At 42.3% G+C, this 22,150-nt stretch carries 4 protein-coding genes; all 4 read right to left on the bottom strand.

Features of this window, described 5'->3' with window-relative positions; translation table 11 throughout:
- Positions 1–3: 3 nt before the first annotated feature.
- The 4 genes from AC4G46_RS07405 to AC4G46_RS07390 are packed head-to-tail and all read right to left on the bottom strand — an operon-like array spanning position 4 to position 22,148.
- Positions 4–3,996, bottom strand: a complete 3,993-nt coding sequence (locus AC4G46_RS07405) for a beta-ketoacyl synthase N-terminal-like domain-containing protein (protein ID WP_491127355.1) — start codon at positions 3,994–3,996, stop codon at positions 4–6.
- Positions 3,993–18,149, bottom strand: coding sequence for an SDR family NAD(P)-dependent oxidoreductase (locus tag AC4G46_RS07400; RefSeq protein WP_491127354.1), 14,157 nt, complete (start codon positions 18,147–18,149; stop codon positions 3,993–3,995). Before AC4G46_RS07400 ends, AC4G46_RS07405 begins: the two co-directional genes overlap by 4 nt.
- A 1-nt stretch (position 18,150) precedes the next feature.
- Positions 18,151–21,453, bottom strand: coding sequence for an ACP S-malonyltransferase (gene fabD, locus AC4G46_RS07395; protein ID WP_491127353.1), 3,303 nt, complete (start codon positions 21,451–21,453; stop codon positions 18,151–18,153).
- Between the two features lie 17 nt (positions 21,454–21,470).
- A complete protein-coding gene (locus AC4G46_RS07390) occupies positions 21,471–22,148 on the bottom strand; it encodes an MBL fold metallo-hydrolase (protein ID WP_491128811.1) in 678 nt (225 codons plus the stop codon).
- Positions 22,149–22,150: the final 2 nt, after the last annotated feature.

Genomic DNA, 22,150 nt, shown 5'->3' with positions numbered 1-22,150 from the left:
TGCTCACACCTCCATTATCCCTTGCAAGGCATTCTCAATTTCGGGCTGACTCCGTTCTCCCCGCTCCAGTTCCAGTAACAGCTTGAATATTTCAGAATCTGAATTCACTTTTGGACTTAGCTGAATCGTAAATGTGAGTATTCTCATCGCAAGTACGCCCTCATGATCATAAATGTATATATCAAAACGTTTATACTCTTTATCATCCTGAACTAATCTCATATGGGCAACTGCATCTTGGGGTAGTGGCCGATACAGCTTTGCCTCTCTAAAACCTGTAGGAAGATAGGAGTATCCTTCCGGTAACCTTTCCTTGTTAACGAAAGCAATCACGCCTTGTAAAGCACCATCGAGCATGGAAGGATGGAGATTGGGAAAACTATCATAACTAGGTCTTGCAGCATCAGGCAAACTCAATTGCGAATAGATCTCTCCTGATTCATGATTCTTATAAATGGCTTTTACTGAACGAAAACTTGGGCCATAGAAAAAACCTCTTTGTTCGAACAATGGGTATACTTCAGTAGAGTCTAAATATAGAGAGCCTAAGTTAGCTAATTCATTAACTGTAATTCCGGACGAATATTCCTTATCTGCGGATGAGCTGGATTCATACAAAAGAAGACCGCTACAATGTAGAATTTGCACGCCCATAGCCTTTGTAGAAATTTCAAATTCTACGTTATCCTTTTGTGGGATCAAGCGAATTTGCAGCTCAAGTGAATCTTTCACTATTACTGGTTTTATCCACCTTACATTCTGTACACTAACCACACGCCGTTCTGCGGCGAGTTCCGCAGCAGCACGACACATTTCAACATAACATGCTCCCGGAAAAACACTGTTAGAACCTACCTGATGATCTTTTAAAAAGAAGGCGGTCCTATGCAGAGTTGTAGTATAGCTTTGCTCATAAAATGTCGAGTTATTCCGATCAATTAAGGGGTGAAGCGTATCCACTTGCATTTTGTTGTGTCGAGCTTCAGACGACGGCTCTTTTCGGACCCAATATCGTTCTCCTTCAAATGGATATGCAGGCAGGGAAACTAGTTGAACATTTGCATTCCTGTACAACTCATTCCAATCCAGTTCCATACCTGTTACATAACCGTTGGCCAATTGGATCAGCAATTTCTCTTCTTCAGCTGCTGCTTCGCCATGGATAGATAATAATTTCTGCATCAACTGTTCTCCGTCAGCATGTGTTAAAGAAGCAGGTTTACTATAACTATTCAGATCTTCACGCAAACGGATGATCAATTCATCCCTACTGTTGACTACATAAGCTCTGCGCTCTTGGAAATGACTACGTCTAGCATTCAATGTATAAGCGATGTTAGACAGACGAGAAGTTCCTCCCTCTCCTTCCAACCAGTCCGCCAGTTGAATGCACTTATTGAGAAGTGCTGTCTCACTCTTTGCCGAGATTAGAATCAAATAGTTTGATTTAGGCACCTGAACGATTGGTGATTGTATTCGCGGGAAATCTTCAATGACTATATGTGCATTGGTGCCACTAAAACCAAATGAATTAATGGCCGCTCTAAGGACTTTCCCGTTACTCTCCCAATTCTGTAATTTAGTATTAACGTAAAAAGGACTATTCTCAAAATCAATGTGTTCATTTGGAGTCTTAAAGTTAAGGGAAGCAGGTAATTGCTTATAACGCATAGCCTGCAGGATTTTAATCAAACCAGTTACACCCGCAGCAGCAGCTGTGTGTCCAATATTTGTTTTGACTGAACCTATGGCGCAGAATCCATTTTCACTTGTGAATTTCCGGAATGACTGCGTCAATGCTTCAACTTCAATGGGATCACCAAGTTTCGTTCCGGTTCCGTGAGCCTCAATGTAACTAATTGTTCTGGGATCCAGTTTATATTCTTGATACAGCGCTGACTGTACCTCCATTTGAGCCCGAACGCTGGGCGCTGTGATTCCATTTGTTTTGCCATCCTGGTTGATTTTTGTACCTTTTATTACGCCATAAATTTGATCGCGATCCCGAATTGCCGCTTCCAGCGGCTTAAGTACAACAGCTCCAACAGCCTCGCCCGGAACAAATCCATCAGCGCTGTTGTCAAACGTGCTGCACTGCCCACGGGGGGATAACATTCCTCCACTGGATGCCACTTTGAGAAATCCTGGAGTAGTGTATATAAATACTCCCCCTGCAACAGCTAATTCGCATTCACCATACCGAAGACTTTGGCAAGCTAAATGAATGGCTGTAAGCGATGAGGAACATGCAGTGTCTACAGCAACTGCGGGTCCCTTGAAATTCAAATGGTATGAGATACGTGACGCTAGAATTGAACTTTCATTCCCCCAAAAAGATTGAGCTTCTGTATGCATACCGTATTCATGCATTTTATTAATATAGTCCCCTTTTGCCACTCCTACAAAGACACCACAATTCATACGATCGCTACTTTCAATTGCATATCCGGAATCCTCGAGCGCACGCCAGCTTTCCTCAAGAAACAATCTTTGCTGCGGGTCCATCTGCTCGGCTTCAAGCCCAGATATTTGAAAAAAAAGGGAGTCAAAACAGTCAACATTTTGCATAAACCCGCCCCAATTATTGTTTGTTTTATTCCATTTCTGATGGTCCGGGTCATAATGCTCACGGTTGTCCCAGCGTTCAAACGGAATTTCGACAATTGAGTTTTTCTCATTTACTAAGTTACTCCAAAGTTCCGTAATATTATTTGCATCTGCAAATCGACCCGACATGCCTACAACAGCGATATCAGGAGTATTAATACCGGATGATATCACCTTCTCCTCTAAAGCATGAACAGGTGGAGTGAACAAAGACTGAGTAAGATCTATGAAAGTATCTGCCGGACGACCTGGCTTTAGTGAAATATTCTCCACATCAGGCATTCTGACGATAACTCGACCAATCGTCTTGCGATTTTGTTTATACGAGTATGCTTCATGAAGATCAGCAAAAGGAAAAATTTTGGCGATATAAGGCTTAACCAAACCTTGTTCAAGAAACGCCGCCATTTTATCTAAATATGAAATACGGTGTTCCGGATGATTGGTTATGAACTTCTTCACATTAAAAGAGAAAAAACTTTGATTATCTACTAGATGAGAAAAATCCAGTCCACCAGAGGTCTGTAGGCCAAATACCGCAATTTCTACATATCGTCCTTCTGGAGCAAGAATATTCAAGCCTTGTTGAATGGCTTCGCCGGCTACGGTATTAATAACAACGTCTACTCCGCGACCATTGGTTTGTTCAAGCACTGAATGTACAACATTCTGTTGTAAATAATTTATGACATGGTTAACCCCCATATTACGAAGCCTATCCAGCTTTTCCTCGTTACTGGCCGATGCATATATTTCTGCACCGGCCAGTTTAGCCAGTTGTACGGCAATTTGCCCGTTAGTACCGGCAGCAGAAGAAATAAATACACGCTCGCCCGGCTTTAATCCCGCTTTTTCTAAGGCCATGTACATGGAGAGAAAGGCTGCTGGTATACCGCACGCTTCTTCATGTGTTAGATGAAGCGGTTTACGAACTACCAAACTTTCATCCGTGATGACGAGTGCACCTTGTCCTCCACACTCTAAACGCATTACTCCGATGACTTCGTCACCGACTTCTACACGCGTTACTCCGGGACCGACTTTCCGAACAACACCAGATACTTCTACTCCAGGAGTGAACGGATATTCCGGCATCATCGGATAAAGTCCCTTGATAAGCAGGAAATCCGAGAAATTAACCGGGAATGCCTTTACCAGAATTTGAACCTCACCGGCTTGTGGTTCCCTGTCTTCTTGTGCTTGTATCCTTAATTCATCTGGATGACTCGGACGCTCCAGCACAACTGCCTGAAACGGGGAAAGATGATTGGAACGGGGGATTTTCATCTCTCTTTCAATTTTATGAATTAGCTTTTCCCCATCCTGTTCAGAAATAATCCCTGATTGAATCATTTTTTTGATCTTGAGTTTTGCGGAAGTGCTTATCATGAAGAACCTCCCAATAGATTACTAATTTCATCAATGGACAACTCGTTTGATTCCAATTTATCCAGCAGATCTAACACATAATCTTCTCTGTTTATTTTTCCTGATCTTTGGTTACGTCCGCCATGCTCTTCAAAAATATATCCTGCCAGAGCATTTACGTTTGAATAGTCAAAAATAGTAAGAGTCTTCAATGAGAGTTGGAATGTTTCATTGATCATATTAATCAACTCCACACCAACAATGGAATCTACACCGAATTCAGAGAAGGTTCTTTTCCGGTCGATACTTGAAGGTTCAGTCCCCAGTGAAACAGCTAACTGATTGATAAGAACATCAGCTACAGCTTCAGATGTAAGCTTCAGGGAGTCAGTCTGCGGGTCTTCCAGGCCCTCTGTGAACGATGTACGCCCCACTAGAGACTGAACGTTAATAGAATTTTCAGTTTCAACTGCTGCGGCCGACTCTTGAACAATAGTCTTCTGTAATTCCTCATACAGAAACCTTGAAAGACTTATAATATTTGAGTATTCAAAAATGATCAGTGTACGTAAACGAACGGTAAACTCATCATTGAGTGCATTAATGAATTCAACTCCAATTATTGAATCCACTCCGTAGCTGGAAAAAGAACTGGAAGGACGAATTTCCGAGATATCCGTTCCAAGCAGACGCGATAGAATAACTGAAAGCTTTTGCTGAATCTCAAACTCAGAATAAATATTACCTTTAACAAGGAGTTTCGGCATCTCTGCAACTCCTGGATTTCTATCCTTTAAGTTTCTTGCAGTCATTACTTGCTGGGGCTGATGTTCCAGCGTTGTCTTTCCTAACACTGTAAAGCTATCAAAGTTCAGATCATTTAATACCTGCTTCCACATATTTGAATGAAGGAGGGGGGAGCCAGGTAATCTTATCGGTTGATCTTTGTAAAGCCACCAGCCTTTTAATAATCCAAAAGTAAGCGTATGGAAGGTCTGTACTTCTGTCACTTCATTCAGAATTAGCAACCCGTTTGGCTTCATCAGCTTTTTGGTATGTGAAAGAGCTTTGCTTATATCACTTGTAGCATGCATAACGTTAGCTGCCAGTATAATATCAAATTGATCCCGTTCATATCCTTGAGGCTCAGGCTCATTGTTGATACTGAGCGTTTGAAAACTCATAAATGGGTACTGTGTCCCAAAGCGACGGCTACCGTACTGTGTGAACCCTTTTGAGATATCACTGTAGACGTAATGAATGTGGGGTGCATAAGCTTTTATAGCATTCAGCACAATTTCGCTTGTACCCCCTGTACCTGCACCAATTTCAAGAATATTCACAGTATCTTTAAAACCTTTTTGAGATTGATTTAGCAGATAATCTAGGACAGAGTTAGCAACGAGACGATTACATTCATCAACATAATAGCTGCCTTTATAAATGCCTTCTACCAAATCCATAGAAGAACCAGGGAAGATTATTTCCGTTGCAAGTGTATTCCCTTTAATCACTGTATCCAAGTTATCCATACATACTTTTAGTAATCGAAGATGAGGCCGGATCTGTGAATAGGTTCGCTCCAACTCTATGCTTGTTGTCTCCAGGATAAGTAACGATTGCTTAATCGGCCATTCTTCCACACGCCTGGTCGAAACATAATTCAAACCGTTATATGAAAGAAATCCGGCGTGCTCCAATCTGCTCAACATCGCTTGCAGAAGCCGTTCGTAGTCAGAAGTTATGCCCCATTGATCCTTCATCCGTTCCAAATTAACATGTTCACCTGCTGCTCGAAGCAGTCCCTTCTCCTGAAATTTCTGCAATAATAATGAGTTTGCATATGATTCCAGCTCAACAAATGCTTGAATACCGTCCGTATTCTCCGATGAAAGAATACCTCCTTGCAAATCATCAATAAATGCCTCGCTTGCTTTAAGTGCAAGCATGCGTTTTGCTCGATTAAACAAAATGCAGTTCATAGCAGTTATGCCTTCTTCAGTCCCAATCGCATAAATCCCTTGTGTACTGAGGCGATCCCGATAATCTTCAGTTGCAACCCCGCCAACCTCCCCCCAATATCCCCAGTTCATTGTATAAACTGGATATGTTTCTTGCTGATCTATAAACCGGGCATAAGCATCCATAAATGTACTTGCTGCTGAATAATTGCTCTGACCCCGGCTGCCGGTAAAAGATTGGGCAGAGGAGAAAAATATCATAAAATCCAGATTCTCATTACGGAACGTCTGATGCAAGACTATACTCCCTTCTACCTTTGGGGTTAAGACCGCACGAAATGCACTTTCATCCATCCGTTCAAGAATTCTATCTCTTAATACCATCGCTGCATGAAAGACTCCGTTAATTTTGCCGAAGCGATCAATTGCTGACATCTTCACCCTTTTCATGTCAGCTATATTGGAGACATCTGCAGATTCATACATAACAGTGCCACCCAGAGAGTTAATTCTAGCAATTTCGCATTTTTGAATATCATTCAATTCGCTGCGTCCTACGAGGATTACTTTCCCCTTCACAGTTTTTGCCAAGTATCGGCTTATGGCAAGACCTATTCCTCCGGCACCCCCGATGATCAGATAAACTCCATTTGGCTCAAAGGGCGATTGGGTTGCCATTGGTAAGTTCGATTTTTGAAATCCTTGAACGAAACGATTTCCGTTACGAATTACAATAAATTCTCCACTTGGATGTGATGGTTCTTCGAATATTGCTGTCACCTGATTGCTGACCGGTTCCTCTACACATACATCCATACAGCGGATAGCTAGCTGCGGATATTCCTTGGCTACTGACATTACAAGGCCATGAAGGCCTGCACCAAAAGGCTGAATCTTTTCTTCGGGATGGATATTCACTACATTATTAGTAACAACATACATATCCATGTTCTTATGAATCCAATCACATTCGCTCAACCCTTTAAACATATTAAACAGTGGAAGAATGATCTGTTTGGTTTCAAGTGTAAGGTCGATTTCCTCTAGAACAGCTTCTTGCTGTATAGCTGCAAGGTAACAGACGATAGATGCCATTGGTATCTGCGTAAGACAATTCCTCCATGAAGCCATGTCATCTCCCTGTACAATCCATTTTCTATCATTTATTCGGGTAGTCTGCTGACCGAGCTCTATTTCATAAATGTCTCCTGATTGTAGAATGCCGCGAACCTCATCAGACCATGTTTCCAGTCCAGGTTTTGTTACCAAAAGTATCGTTTGTCCATTCCCATGAGCTATCTCTTTCTTTTGAGAAGATAGTAATACTTTTGGTTTCCAAACAACTTCATATAAGAAATCATTTATTGGAATAGTCTTATCTGACTTAACACCTAGATGTTTAATTACCACGTGATTCAGAGCAACACAAATTTGACCATTACTGTTCACTAATGAAACATCATATGAATCGTTTCCTAAACGTTGCGTATGGACATAACACATCTCAGATAAAGGTGCATACCATTCCACCTTGCCTACTGAAAATGGAACTGTCACACTTGCAGCATTCTTCTCATCAGCTAAAATCATCCCTGCGATTGTCTGGAGGGCACTGTCCATTAGTGTAGGCTGAAATAAAAGGGTACCCCTTTCATAAGAATAGCTTTGGGGTAATTGAATCTTTGCAATGCTTTCTGCTCCAGACACCCAAAGATCACTGACTCCCTGAAAGTATGGACCGTATTGTAGTCCACGCTCCCGTAACAAGGCATAAAACTCGTTTTGGGGGTAGTTTTTATCACTAAGAGAGATCATTTCTTGAATTTTTTTTCCTTGAAACTGAGCCGTGACATGCTCTTGCTTAGACACATACCCAGATACATATTTAACTGAGCCAGCCATTGTACTTTGCTGTAAAGAGAAACGGTAGCGTCCTTTTCCTTCCTCAGAGAGGATGAATTGAAGATCACTTATATCCTCCACAGTTAACGGCTGCAACCAAGTTACTTCTTCCAGGACTGGAATACTGTCAGGAATAATTATGCTTAGAGCGGAACGGGCCATCTCAAAAATCCCAACCCCCGGAAAAATAGATTTCCCGCCGACTACATGATCCTGAAATATGGGATCACTAGCTTTCAGTTGGAAATAGAAGGTGAGTCCGTTCTGCAAACTAGATGTAAGATCAAGTTTAGCCTCCAGAGGATTTGCAGGAATTTGGGTAGAGCGTATCAGATTAGCAGATCCCGGCTGTTTTGCTTCAACTGCCCGAAACCAGAAGCGTTCCTTAGAAAAAGGATAAGTTGGAAGCGAAATCCTTCTTGGCTTGAAATCGGGATACAGGATAGACCAGTCTATAGATATGCCGGACACCCAAAGTTGAGCTAGCTTACTCCAGTTACGTTCTTCGATTAACACTTCTAAAAACTGACGCCCTTCTCTTCCCTCAAGTATAAGATGGATCCCCTTGAAGCTGTCTCCCTCACTTACTCCGGTAAAGAGAGACTCTGAGCTCTCATCACCTTCTAAATATTGAGATAACTTCTCAGCCAAATCATCATATCCGTTGACAACAATTGCTAAACGCTCTTCCATCTCCTCCCTGCCAACCTGCAACGTATACAATAAGTCATGTATGGATCCTTTATATAAATTACCGGATGGATCAGACTTTATCATGGGAATCTGGGCAGCCATCAAATCTAACGTGGAGTAGTCCCTCAGATGGGAATGGTCCCAGTTCACTTTGTATCGACTGTTGATTCGCGCCAGCAAGGAAGAAAAATGAATAGGTTCGAAGCCATATTCGCTGAGGGGCTCATCACAGAGAATTTCGATTTCTTCCAGATCCATTTCCTCAGATATCATCTTTATCAGCTCACTGCGCACAACATTGGTAGAGCATGTGGTTAGCTGTTTCTTTGACGAGTGTAGAGTCTCTTCAACATGCGCAAGCATTTTGCTTACATATTCTCGCAAACGCCCTTTATTTCTTGCGGATAACACAAAAATCCCGGGGCCCTTAACCTCATCATCTTGTTGTCCAATCTCCTGATATTCTTCTAACAGCACATGAGCATTGACGCCCCCGAATCCGAAAGAGCTGACACCAGCTCTTCTAGGCATTGTACGATTATGTGAATCCTTAAGAGCTTTCCAATGACATGTTTCATTAACTAAATAGAACGGACTATCCTCCAGTTGCAGATAAGGATTAATTTCTTGCATATGCAGACTTGCTGGAAGAGTTTTGTATTTCATTGCAAGTAAGATTTTAAACAGTCCTGATATTCCTGCCGCTGGCTCCAAGTGACCTATATTGGTCTTCACAGAACCAATGCCGCAATACGCTTTCTTGGGCAAGACGATGTTTTGGCGTTTGGCGATTTCTTTGAATGCCCGCTTTAGACCATTTACCTCTATGGGGTCTCCTAAACTTGTTCCCGTGCCATGAGCCTCTATATATGTGACAGACGTTGGATCGATCTCCGATTCTTCAAAAGCATCTATAATAAGTTGAGCCTGGGCATGAGGATTAGGGGTGGTCAGAGTACTGACTTTGCCCCCATGGTTTACTGAAGTCCCACGAATGACCGCATATATATGGTCACCCGCCGCCTCTGCTTCGCGGAGTGGTTTTAGTAGAATCGCTCCCACACCTTCAGCACGCACATATCCATTCGCGCTTTGATCGAAGGTTTTGCAGCGGCCTTCAGAATTCAGCATGCCAGCTTTAGCAAACGAAATATAGATTGTCGGTGACAATAATGCATTGACGCCTGCAACAATAGCTGTCTGACAACTGCCGTTCCATAATCCCTCTACAGCTTGCCTAACAGCAACAAGCGAACTAGAACATGCGGTATCGATAGGAAAACTAGGCCCATTTAAGTTAAGAAGATAAGAAATACGGTTTACTAAAATGGAATGAAAGTTTCCGGTAGTAGTGTAAGCTTGTATATCACCACCGTTTTCTTTTAATAATTCCATATAATCATTCGTGGAAGCCCCAACATAAAGTCCGGTTTTGAGCTTTGACAAGTCCGATACCTTATATCCTGCATCTTCAATTGTCTTCCAGACGGTTTCAAGGAGAATCCGTTGCTGCGGATCCATGATTTCAGCCTCGCGTGGTGAGATACCGAAGAATTTGGCATCAAACTTGTCGATATCGGGAATAAACCCCCCCCATTTACTATTCGTCTTGTTACCTTTTTGGGGATCTCCCAGGTACTCTTTATAATCCCAGCGATCAGCCGGAACCTCTGTGATCAGATCTGATCCGTCAATAAGATGTTTCCAGAATTGAGAGAGATCCTCCGATTGCGGGAGTACACCATGCATACCTATGATTGCGATCGGTTCTTTGGTTGTGGCGTGGCCAGCACTCCCTTTGACTTCGACTTTGCTTTCCGCTTCACCGGGTGGTGAAGGCACTGGAGCCTGAACACGCGGTTCTGGAGCTGTCGAAGCGTTAGTTTCCTTATGCTTACTGAATAATGAGATTAGGTTATCTGCAAATTCCTCTGTTATATATCCAATAAAATCTGATATTGTGGAGTATTCAAAAAAGTCAGCCGGTGTGACTTTAATATTGAATGCTTTGTTTATGGTGTTGGCGAATTCAACAAAACGCACGGAATCAAAACCATAGGAAGATAATTCTCTTCCCGACTGAATGCGATTAGCTGGAATTTTGAGCAATTGCGAAACCATTTGAGTCACACTTTGTTCCAATTCTTGAATCCAGGCAGAATTCCCAATCGATTGTCGTGATCCTTCAACCACATCACTTTGTTCGTATTCAACAACGTGCTCAGATTTCATTATCTGCAAGATGTCATTCGTTATCAAAGGATTGCCTTCCATCACCATTAGTTGGGCTCCCTCAAAGTTCAGACTTTTTTCAAATGTCTTCAGGCCAGTGGAGGTAGACATTGGTTTCATGCCGAATTGACGCAACAATTGTTCTTCTGTCTGTTCGTCAACACGCATTCCTCCCGCCCGCCACAACGGCCAGTTCAATGACAGTGTTTTTCCTTTCCGCTCTCCACCCAAACGTTTTTTTTCACGCCATTCGGAAAATGTATCCAAAAAATGATTAGCGAACGCGTAGTCTGTCTGTCCGTAGTTCCCCAACACAGCTGAACTTGAGGAGAATAAAATGAAATAGTCCAAATCTTCTTGCGACATGGCTTCATCCAACCAAACCGCGCCAAAGAGCTTTGGTGCAATCACCTCTTGGATCATTGCTGCCGTCTTACGGTAATAATAGGTATCCCGAATAACACCCGCACCATGCAGTACACCATGAATACGGCCAAACCGCCGCTTCACTTCACTGACGAGTTGAAATACTTCATTGCGGTCAGAGATATCGGCAGCCAAATAATGCAGATTAACTCCTCGTGAGCGTAATTGATTCATTAATAAATGGTTATCTTCATTTTCCGGAGTTCGCCCTGTCAGAATAATTGTAGTATCTTTAGCTTGTGCGCTTAGTTCTTCAGCAAATAGACGCCCCAGACCACCCAGTCCCCCTGTTAGAAGATATACTCCATTGGGGCGTATTCCTGGAAATTCAGAAGTGAAAGAGGACGCATTATTGAATTCAACAGTTTTAAACCGTTGTATCAAGCGTTGTCCATTTGCATATTTGATCTTGGTTCCTGCTTTTTCTTTAAATCTGCATTCTGATTCCAACACATTAATAATATTGACTTCCTTGCTTACTGCTAGCGTACATCCATGGATGCGCGGATTCTCTAAATGTAGAGTTTTCATGAGTCCACTGAGTGCTGCATAAACAGGCTCAATTCCATTTTTGTCCTCATGGTAAAGATATAAATAGCGAATCTCTTCTTTCATCTTCTGTTTGGTTATATATTGCATTAGATAAATAACAGAATAGACTGATTTATCCAACTGCTTTTGTATTCTAATCCCATCGGCTGCTAAATCCGGCTCTCCCCAATCATATATAATGAGGCTCGGGACCCACGGAATATAATCCAACAGCCTTCCATAATCCTCAGGATTCTGGGGATTTATGCGAAAATGTTGAGCACCCGCCTGATCAAAACAGTTCCCTGGTGTGACAAGGATACAAGTCCGTTGTTTCTGAATTGCATGTCCAAGCACCTCATTTCGACTGAATAATAACCAGTTTCCAAGTTCTGAAGGCGGCAGATGTTTTGTTGTTAGTTCTTCCTGTACCCACATTGGTTCATAGTAAGTAATATCAGAAGAATGTGCAATTTCAGGTTCTTTGACAAGAAATTCATCAGGCTTCACAGGTCTGGCTAAAAATCCCTTGACAGTTACCAATACTTGACCTGCCTCATCAAGCAAATTCACATCAAATCTAGACATAGCATGCTGACGGCCTGACTTCGACTTCGCAAGTTTGGTATGGGAATATAATTTTTGTGATAAAGGACGATACAGTGAAATTTCTGAAATTGTATATGGTAAATGAATCATAGGTTCTTCTCCACGCATTCTGGCAGCTGGAGGGACCTGAAGTGCTCCGTCCATTAGTACGGGCTGGAGAGTATAAGGATTGAATTCATTAAGCAAACGCTGAGGTAATTCAACTAACGCGATCGCTTCCTCTTCCCCTATTGCGAGATGGTCAATGGTTTGGAAGCTTTCTAAGAGATTCAGTTCGATTAGATGCAAGTGGCGGTATACTTCTCTTTTATTCAGAAAATTAATATTGCACCGGTTCTTAATTTCCTGAATATCGACTGCTGGAGGTGCTTCAACAGGAGCGTCCACAACTTCAATTTCTCCCTGTCCATGTGTAACTTTTTCACCCGCTTTATTAAACGTGTAAATAATATAATTCAGTGTCCCACCTTCTTCTTGGAGCGATATCCAAAGCTGAATGGGGGATTCCTCAATTATTATGGGGCTCATAAACACAATTTGTTTTATTTTGGAGACGATTCCCCTTCCGAGTTTCTCACAGGCTTCCCGTGCCATTTCCACATATGCTACTCCTGGAAGGATCTTTCTCTTTCCCACATAATGATCGGATATAAAGTGTTCATTCCCAACAAGAGTGGTTGAAAACGTCCAGTTCATTATCTCCGCTTTCGAATATGTGGCCTCTTCCAGTAATGCTAAATTAAATACTGCCTTGTATTCATTAAAAGAACATGGATGATTTGATACCGAATCGGTTTCAGGAATCCAATATCGTTCTCGAGCAAATGGATACGTTGGGAGAGAGACTCTGCAGGGTAATCGATCACCAATAAGCTGCTTCCAATCGAAACGCCCTCCCTTTATCCATTTTTCAGCAATATTAATTAAATCTGCTTCATCCCGCTTGTTTAGTAATTCTAATTTCACATTATTGGCTTTTGATGATAAGACCTCACCTGTAAAGAGTAAATCTATCACTTTTTTTTCATATGGATTTATGAACTCTTCTAACTTGTGCACCAGCTCTTCCCTGCTTCGAATGATTACAGCAAGACGATGTTCCAAAGCTTTACGGCCAATTTGAAGAGTGTATGCGACATCACTAACATTCAAAGAATGCTTCTTCATATGTTCTAACAATTGTGATGCATACACCTTTAAACGTTCTTCTGTTGATGCAGATAATACAACCAGGCAAGGATCCTCTTTTTCTTCAAAGGTTGCTGAGGTATTACAGGAAGAAGGTTCCAAATATTCTTCTATAAGAACGTGAGCATTCGCCCCTCCGGCCCCAAAGGAACTAATTCCCGCCCTAAGCGGACCTTGGTCCGGTTTCCATTCAGTAAGTTCACGCTGAACGAAAAAAGGAGTGTCACCGAATGAAATATTAGGATTTAACTGTTCCGCATGAAGTGACGGAACCAATTGACGATGCTTCATCTGCAGCAATATCTTGGTTAACCCTGCGATTCCTGCGGCCGCTTCTAAATGTCCGATGTTGCTCTTGATAGAGCCAATGGCACAGGAGTTTTTCTCAGCTTTTTTCCCATAGACCTTCGCAAGTCCAGCTACTTCGATAGGGTCACCTAGTACTGTACCTGTCCCATGTGCTTCAATGTAAGAAATTGATCCTGGATTTACCTTTGCTTTTGTAAGAGCCGCAGACACAAGATTAGCCTGTGCATTTGGATTTGGCACTGTATATCCGTTAGTTCTGCCACCATGATTAATGGATGTCGCTTTAATCACTCCATAAATGCGGTCCCCATCCTGGACAGCTTCCGGTAATGGTTTGAGGAGAATAGCCCCCGCTCCTTCACCAGGTACAAATCCGTCGCTTGCAGCCCCAAAACTATGACATTTTCCCGAGGGAGACAGCATACGCATTTGGCTTAACCATACATATTTAGATGGATGCAAATATAGGTTTATTCCTCCTACCAATGCTACTGAGCACTCTCTTCTTAGAACGCTCTCACAAGCGAGATGAATCGCAGTAAGAGATGCTGAACATGCTGTATCAACAGTCATACTGGGACCATAAAAATTCAATAGATATGAAATCCGATTGGAGATGGACCAAGGGAGCGACGTAGGAATTACCGTTTCTCCATCCGGCTTAGTCATTTTCCATAGTTCTGGTCCCCACAACGAGTAAGAAAAAGTCGTTGCTCCCACAAAAACGCCGACATCAGCTCTTCCCTTACGATCGATAGTCGCACGAAGTTCTTCTGGTGTGTACCCGGCATCTTCTAACGTTGCCCAGGCTGTCTCAAGAAATAAACGCTCCTGAGGATCGATCGTCTCCGCTTCGGCGGGTGAGATCCCAAAAAAGAGAGGATCAAATTTGTCCACATCAGTCAAAAAAGCTCCCCATTTGGAATAAGACTTTCCTTCAGCAGATTTTGAAGGATCCGGGTCATAGTACTGACGCCAATCCCACCGTTCCTTTGGAATTTCGGTGACCATATCACGCCCTTGGCATAACAATTCCCAGAATGAATCTAAATGATCAGCACCAGGATATCGACCGCTCACTCCAATAATTGCAATATCGTTTGTTTGTTCAGCTTGTTCTTGAAGAACTGCTGTGTTAGAGTAGTTTCTTGCCACTTCCTCTGTGGCGTTCTCCACCTTTGCATGGTTCAACTGCTGCTCAAGAGCTTTGTTAATGAGGATGCGGCTGAATTTTTCCTGGTGACTATCCGCTAAATACCTTGATAAACTGTCGATATTGTCATATTCAAATAAGAGTGTCTTTGGAAGCGATCCGACGGTAAGTTCAAGTTGTCGATTAAATTCGTGTATAACGAACGAGTCTACTCCATAAGCTTCGAATCGGATATCTCCACGCAGTTCTTCTAAGGGAAGATCTAGTTTGTCAGCCAAAATCGCTTTTATAAAGTTCCCGATTTCTTGAAACAATCTGTTATCCTGTTTAGTGTCCATGCCCGGATCCCCTCTTTTATCCGTTTCTGCGCTACAACTTTTCTTCTGTTCTATGTCCAAATCAATTACGTTTCTAGCTGGTTCCAGCCGAAAAAACTTTCGATCGAACTCATACTTCGGCAGAGCGGTTTTTTGATACGAATTTTGCGGATATACTTGAGTCCAATCAATGTCAACGCCGTATACCCATAAGCCTGCTAAGATTTCCTCAAGTGAATGTTGAATGTTCACAATCGACTTACAGACGATAATCTGTTCTTGAATGGAAGAACCGGCCTCTTCTTTTAAGTAGCCTATCTGTAATACTGAATGACTTTGGTGAATTTGAGGAGTTATCCCTGACTCCGCCTCTCTTAGCCATCGGTTGATATCCGGCACCTCAGTCAGGCTACTGTTTCTCTCTTGCATCAGCTTTAATTGTTTTCCGGCTAACAAAGACTGCCGGGATTGCAGCTGGATGACAGCTTCATCCCAGTTAGGCTCATCACATAGAATTAGAGTGACTGCTGTCTCTTTGGGGAGAATCTCTTCTGCGATTAATGTCACTAGTTCTTCAGTTTGAGTATATTCCTGGTACCCGGATACTTGCAGACTCCATTTGCGGTTAACCTTGCGTAGAGCGAATTGTATAATAATGTACATTAGCCTCTGCTCTTTATCTGAGAGCTGATCACTGTATAAAAGTTCACTCACCAATCTTCTCTGCTGCTTTAGAATGGTATCCCATTCAAGCAGAAAATTGATAAATGTGTGTTGTGATTCAAAAAGCACGCGAGCCTTTGCCATGACATCAGGATAATCAATGGGCACACAAGAAAGTCCTTCTTGGAAAAGCATTTGCACATATTCAGCGTCTATACGATACGGCTGAAACGATTCACCATTAACAGGATTGAGAAAAGTAAGACTAGGGCGGACTAGAGTCTCCGCTGATACCGGGAATTTATCACTGAGCATCATTGCCAATTGAAGCTCAGACATCATGCCACTTATAACCAAACTGATATAAAGTCCATTTCCTTCCCCTGTTATCAGATCTACTTTCAACCCTGACTTCTGCAATTTCAGAATCCATTTGCACCCGACCAAGGCTGAAAAGACAAAATTATATTTTTCCGGCCAAGGGTGCATCTGAAACCGCCGCCATAATGCATGTCCACCAACAGAATTTAGTAATTCTTTTAGTTGTTTCTTCTCGGTATCCCATCCATTCAGATCATGATATCCGCAAAAAATGATTTGTCCTATCTTAAGTGCCCACGGCTTTGGATTATTTTTAGTGGCAGTTTGTGCTGCAACCTTCAAGAAAGACGCTAATTCATCCTTATTCCTTACCCACTTGCAGTTTCTAAGTGAGTAGTGTTGGCGGCCCAGCAATTGGGTCCGGCAGATGTTAGTTAACGATGTGGTTTCATACTCTTCACTTGCAACAAAGGTTTCCCACTTGGCCACCTGTCGCTTTAATCCGTCCTCATTAGAAGCAGAAATGGTGAACAGCTCAGGCATATTATCAATAACCTTAACATTTAAGCCGGGCATTTCGATATATTCCTCAAGAATCAAGTGTGAGTTCACCCCTCCGAAACCGAAGGAACTTACACTTGCCCGTAGGGGATCAGATGGTGCTTGCCTTGTCCAATTTGTCAGTTTCTGCACTGGCACGAATGGTGTCCGGCTAAAATTGATCAGGGGGTTGATGTGCTGAAGGTTCAGCATCCCGGGAATTAAGCCATGTCTCATCATCTGCAGCACCTTGATAACACTGGCAATACCTGCTGCAGCTTCAAGATGACCAATATTCGTCTTGACAGAACCAATGCTGCAGTAGCCGATTTTCTCTGAGTACGCTCTTACCGCCTGACTTGCAGCTTCAATTTCAATCGGATCACCAAGTGAGGTTCCCGTACCATGAGCTTCCCAGTATGTAACCGTTTCAGGACTTATCTCCGCATCCCGATAAGCGGCCAGAATTACTTCTTTCTGTGCTTTTACACATGGAGCAGTTATAGATAACCCCCGTCCCCCGTGATTGACACCAGAGCCTTTTATGAGACCGTAGATATGATTGCCTTCACGAAGAGCTGCGTCAAGAGGCTGAAGAAGCAATACCCCAACTCCTTCACCGGGAACATATCCGTCAGCTTCTTTGTCAAATGTCTTACACTGACCTGTTGGACTAAGCATCCTTGACTTTGAGAATGAGATGTATTTCCATGGATGCAGGTTTAGATTTACACCTCCGGCAATTGCATATCTGCATTCTCCGTTTTGCAGTGCCTTCTTAGCTTCATGGATGGCTACAAGAGATGAAGCACAGGCAGCATTAATTACTGAACTAATACCAGTCAATCCAAGTACATACGAAAGACGATTTGCTAACATCCCCTCATAGTTACCAAGGCTGGCATAGCTGTCAACATCATATTCCGGTCCCGTAATTTTCTGCCGGTAGTCTCCTGTCATAACACCTACATAAATTGAAGTTTTATTCATCTTTAATGCGCTCAAGGAAATACCGCTATCCTCAATACAGTGCCACGTTTCCTCTAAAAGCAGCCGCTGCTGGGGATCCATATTTTTGGCTTCACGAGGTGATATGCTAAAGAAGGCATTATCGAAATATTCCGCTCGATCGATAATGCCGCACCATTTACTTATGCTTTTATTATTGGCTTCAATTTGAGGCGAATAATATTGGTTTATATTCCAACGCTCACGGGGGATTTCTTTAATAGAATTCACGCCCGCAACAAGATTGTTCCAATATGAATTATAATCTTCTGCTCCGGGAAAACGACCCGCCATCCCTACGATTGCTATTTCTTTTGCCATATCAGTCCCCCCCTGCTATTACCTGCTGTACTGAAGTGAATTCCAACAATCGCTCAGACAACAAGTTAGCCGTTTCGTTCATTAAATGTATGCCTATTTCATCAACATGTCTGTTTCTCCATGATTCAAGGAGGCCACCCTTTACCCATTGATTAAATGCTCCAAGGGCTGGACCACAATGAACCTGGAAATCAACCTTGTGTTCCGTTTCTCCGCTCATTGCTATTCGAGTGGAATATGCAAAGTACCACTTAAAGATTAAGGCCATCTTATGTTTTGGATTTTGTTCTGCCTTCTCAATCTCTTCATGTGTATGATAAGCCTTCACTTCCTGGTAAACCTCTTCGAAACTGCGTTTAAAATAGCGATTTTGTAATTGAAGCTGCAGTTTTTCATCTAGATCTTCAATGGAATCATGATGACGATAAATATCATATAATTTATTGGCTCGAGCGGGAAAAAACAGCCCTTTTTTCAAAACTTGCACTTTAGCACCGATTTCAAACATATCACCGGCCGGAGCTGAATCAGTATCTTGTACATTCATCTGATTCAGCAGATCCTTAACCACATCACTTGTGCCTGCTTCTACTGTGCATTGATTAATGGAACCCGTTAGTATGAAATCCGCTCCCATCATAAACATTGAAGCCGCGGCCCCTGGTGTGCCGATACCACCAGCGGCCCCAATCCGAATGTTTTTGGAATAATTATATTCATTCATTAAGTCGTCCCTCAGACGCTGTATAGATGGAAATAAAGTTAGCGCAACGGCATGGTCCGTATGACCGCCTGAGTCTGCTTCAACACAGATATCGTCAGCCATTGGCAGATTCCGCAACAATGCAGCTTCTTCCCAGGATATTTTCTGTTCAGCCAGTAATTTATCGACCAGCTGCTCTGGAGCCGGCCTCATAAATGCTTCTGCCACCTCTGGACGAGAAACTTTTGCTATAAGCTTACGAGGAACCAAAACTTCACCGTTCTCCAGACGGCGTAACCCCTTTGCTCTATACAAGATTAATGCTGGAGTTATACTCATAAAGGCAGAGGCTTCCATAAAACGAATGCCGTGTTTCATATATAAATTCACTGTGTCTTCTTCAAATGACGAATTGGAAGGGTTGTGCACGATATTCATGCCGAAAGGTTCCCCTGATCGCAATTCATTTTGAATGTACCGGATTGCCTGTTCTACACGTTCCAAACCCAGACCTCCCGAACCAAAAAATCCGAGCAAGCCATTTTTGCCAAGCCGTACTATCATTTGTTCTGAAGAAATCCCTTTATACATAGATCCGGTTATGTATGCCAGCTTTACCCCATACTCCTTAAGGAATGATGGGTCACCTAAAGCTTCGGCTTGAATCATGTGTCTCATGATCTTTTTGGGAGTACCCGAAGTAGATGAATTGTCATTGTTATATGATTTTTCATGTTCTGGAGCATATATTGGTAATGGCTCTTTATCTAAAATGATCGGCGTAGCTTCTTTTTTTATTTTTTCTACAAGTTTGGTCAGCACCAGACTCGGCCCTATCTCAATAATCTGCGGATCGTTCATCCCCAGTAAAACTCTGACTGATTCGGTCCATTTCACAGGATTCGTTAGTTGTTCGCCTAATAAGTCTCTGATTGTTCCGGAATTATAATAACGTGCTGTAACATTAGAAATTACGGGGATTTGTGGTTCGCTTAAAGGTTTTGACTTAAGAAAAATTTCAAACTCCGTCCGAGCTTCTGACATATAACGAGAGTGAAATGCGCCGCTGACTCTTAGTGGCAATACTAACTCTGCGTTTGCTTTTTCAAATAGTTGTTGAACTAGCTCCATGTCTTGTTTTGGACCTGCCAAAACGATTTGCGTTGGCGCATTCAAGTTCGCAATGTCAATTGAACCCAGATTATGATTATGTAAAATATCATTGACTTGTTCTTCCGTTAAACCAACAATCGCGGTCATCCCACCACCCATCATACGGCTCATTAATTGACCACGTTTTTGGACCAGTTGAAGACCTGTCTCAAAGTCAAAAACTCCAGCTGCCAACAGTGCATTATATTCCCCCAAGCTATGGCCTGCCACAAGATCAGGATATCTACCGGTTTCACGTATAGTTTTTTCATAATGCAATGCATTAACCACATAAAGAGCTGGCTGTGTGTACTCTGTCTGATTCAATTGCCGGGCCGGATCCTCTAAACATAAAGTACGAATAGAGTAACCAAGAATCCTGTCCGCACTTGCCACCTTTTCAGGAAAAAAGTCGAACAGGTCTGCCCCCATTCCTACTTTTTGTGCACCTTGTCCAGGGAAAATATATGCTAGCATAGGCTTTTGTATCTCCTCTCGTTGTTTATTTAAGATTTGTTCGAGTTGAAGATCATCATGATGGAAAGGGGTCATAATACGATGACAAACAGATAATGAGGGTAGGGAAATCAGTTTATTAACAAAACCTGCGAGTGTTCCTGCGGGTCCCACGTCTATATAATTGCAGGAATAGTAAGCTTCGAGCTCTTTGATGGTTTTTTCAAACTGGATAGGCTTACGTACAGCATCCCAAAAGTGTTCCGGTGTGATAACCGGTAATTCACCGCCACTCTCGCATGAATAGAAAAGGATGTCTGCGCTATGAATAGGTAGTTTCTTCAGGAACGACAGGAATTTTTGTTGAATCACATCCATTTTGGATGAGTGAAAAGAATAGTTTATAGGCAATAACTGATGCATAATCCGCCTTGAGTCCAGTTCCATCTCTATTTGTTCAATTGTTGATTTATCTCCCGTAACAACGAAATGATCATCGAAATGCACCGCTGCCAGTTCACTATTCGCAAAAATGTTCTGTCCCTCATAGAAGAAGCATGAATTAGTGAAAACCGCTAGCATTCTGCCATTACTACAGAAGGATTCTGTTAGTTGAGCCATTGTAACCAATGTCTTTAGGGCATCATCACGCTCTAATACTCCTGCTGATACTGCAGCAGCGTATTCCCCCATGCTGGCACCAACAACCACATCCGGGATAATTCCACTCTGCCTAAGTGTATACTGAAGAGCGTGCTCAACCATAAATATAGCGGGGTGCGTTTCAAGCAGTCTTTCAAATGGTTCGGAAATTTGATCATTATTATATAGTTTGTCAACTACAGAAAAGCCCGTCATTGTCTTCACAATGTTATCCATCTCCAGCATAGAATGCTGAAATATTTTATTTTTTCTGAATAAAGACTCACCCATACGCCGATAATGCGAGCCCTGACCAGAGAATAAGAAGGTAGTTAGCCTAGTCAAATTCATAACCTCCGCAGTGGCTTTTATTGAAAACGAAAGATTCCCTTTTGACCTTTACGAGTACGAAACTGAACAAAGTGTTCTTTTGTTTCTAGCAAAAAATAAATGTTATTCTCCAACAAATAAGATAATGGATAGCCGGGAGACTTTCCAAAAGAATGTCCGGGATATATCTGTACTGTCTGATCAACATTTTGTTTTATTTTCTGTATGCTGTTATATAGTCTTCCAGCCGCTCCTGTTTGCGCTTCGGCAATCCCGCATCCTTCGATAAATACAGTGTCTCCTGTGAAAAGACAATCCTCTAAAAGGTAACACATGCTGCCCTCCGAATGTCCTGGTGTTAACAAGCATCTAATCAAAGTTTGCCCTAAATAAAAAGACTGGTTATCTTCTAATAGAACCTGGTTGCTGCAATTATAGCCAGAGCTTTCAGCTTCTTCTCGCGACAAATATACTCTAGGATAGTAACGTCTCTCCAACTCAGGAACAAGGTTCACGTGATCAAAATGGGTATGGGTCAGTAAAACAGCCGCAACCGAAGCGTTGATTTGTAATAATCGCTGCTCAATTTTGTCCAACTCCCAGGCAGGATCCACTATGGCCGTCATACGGGTTACTTTATCGATAATGATGTAACAGAAATTCTTAAAAATCCCATGTTCAACTTTTAGTGTATGTACATCATAAGTGGCAGTAATTG

This window comes from Paenibacillus sp. fava2, from assembly GCF_058313675.1.
Note: the sequence above shows the minus strand (reverse complement) of the source record. Positions and strands in the feature narration are given on the sequence as shown.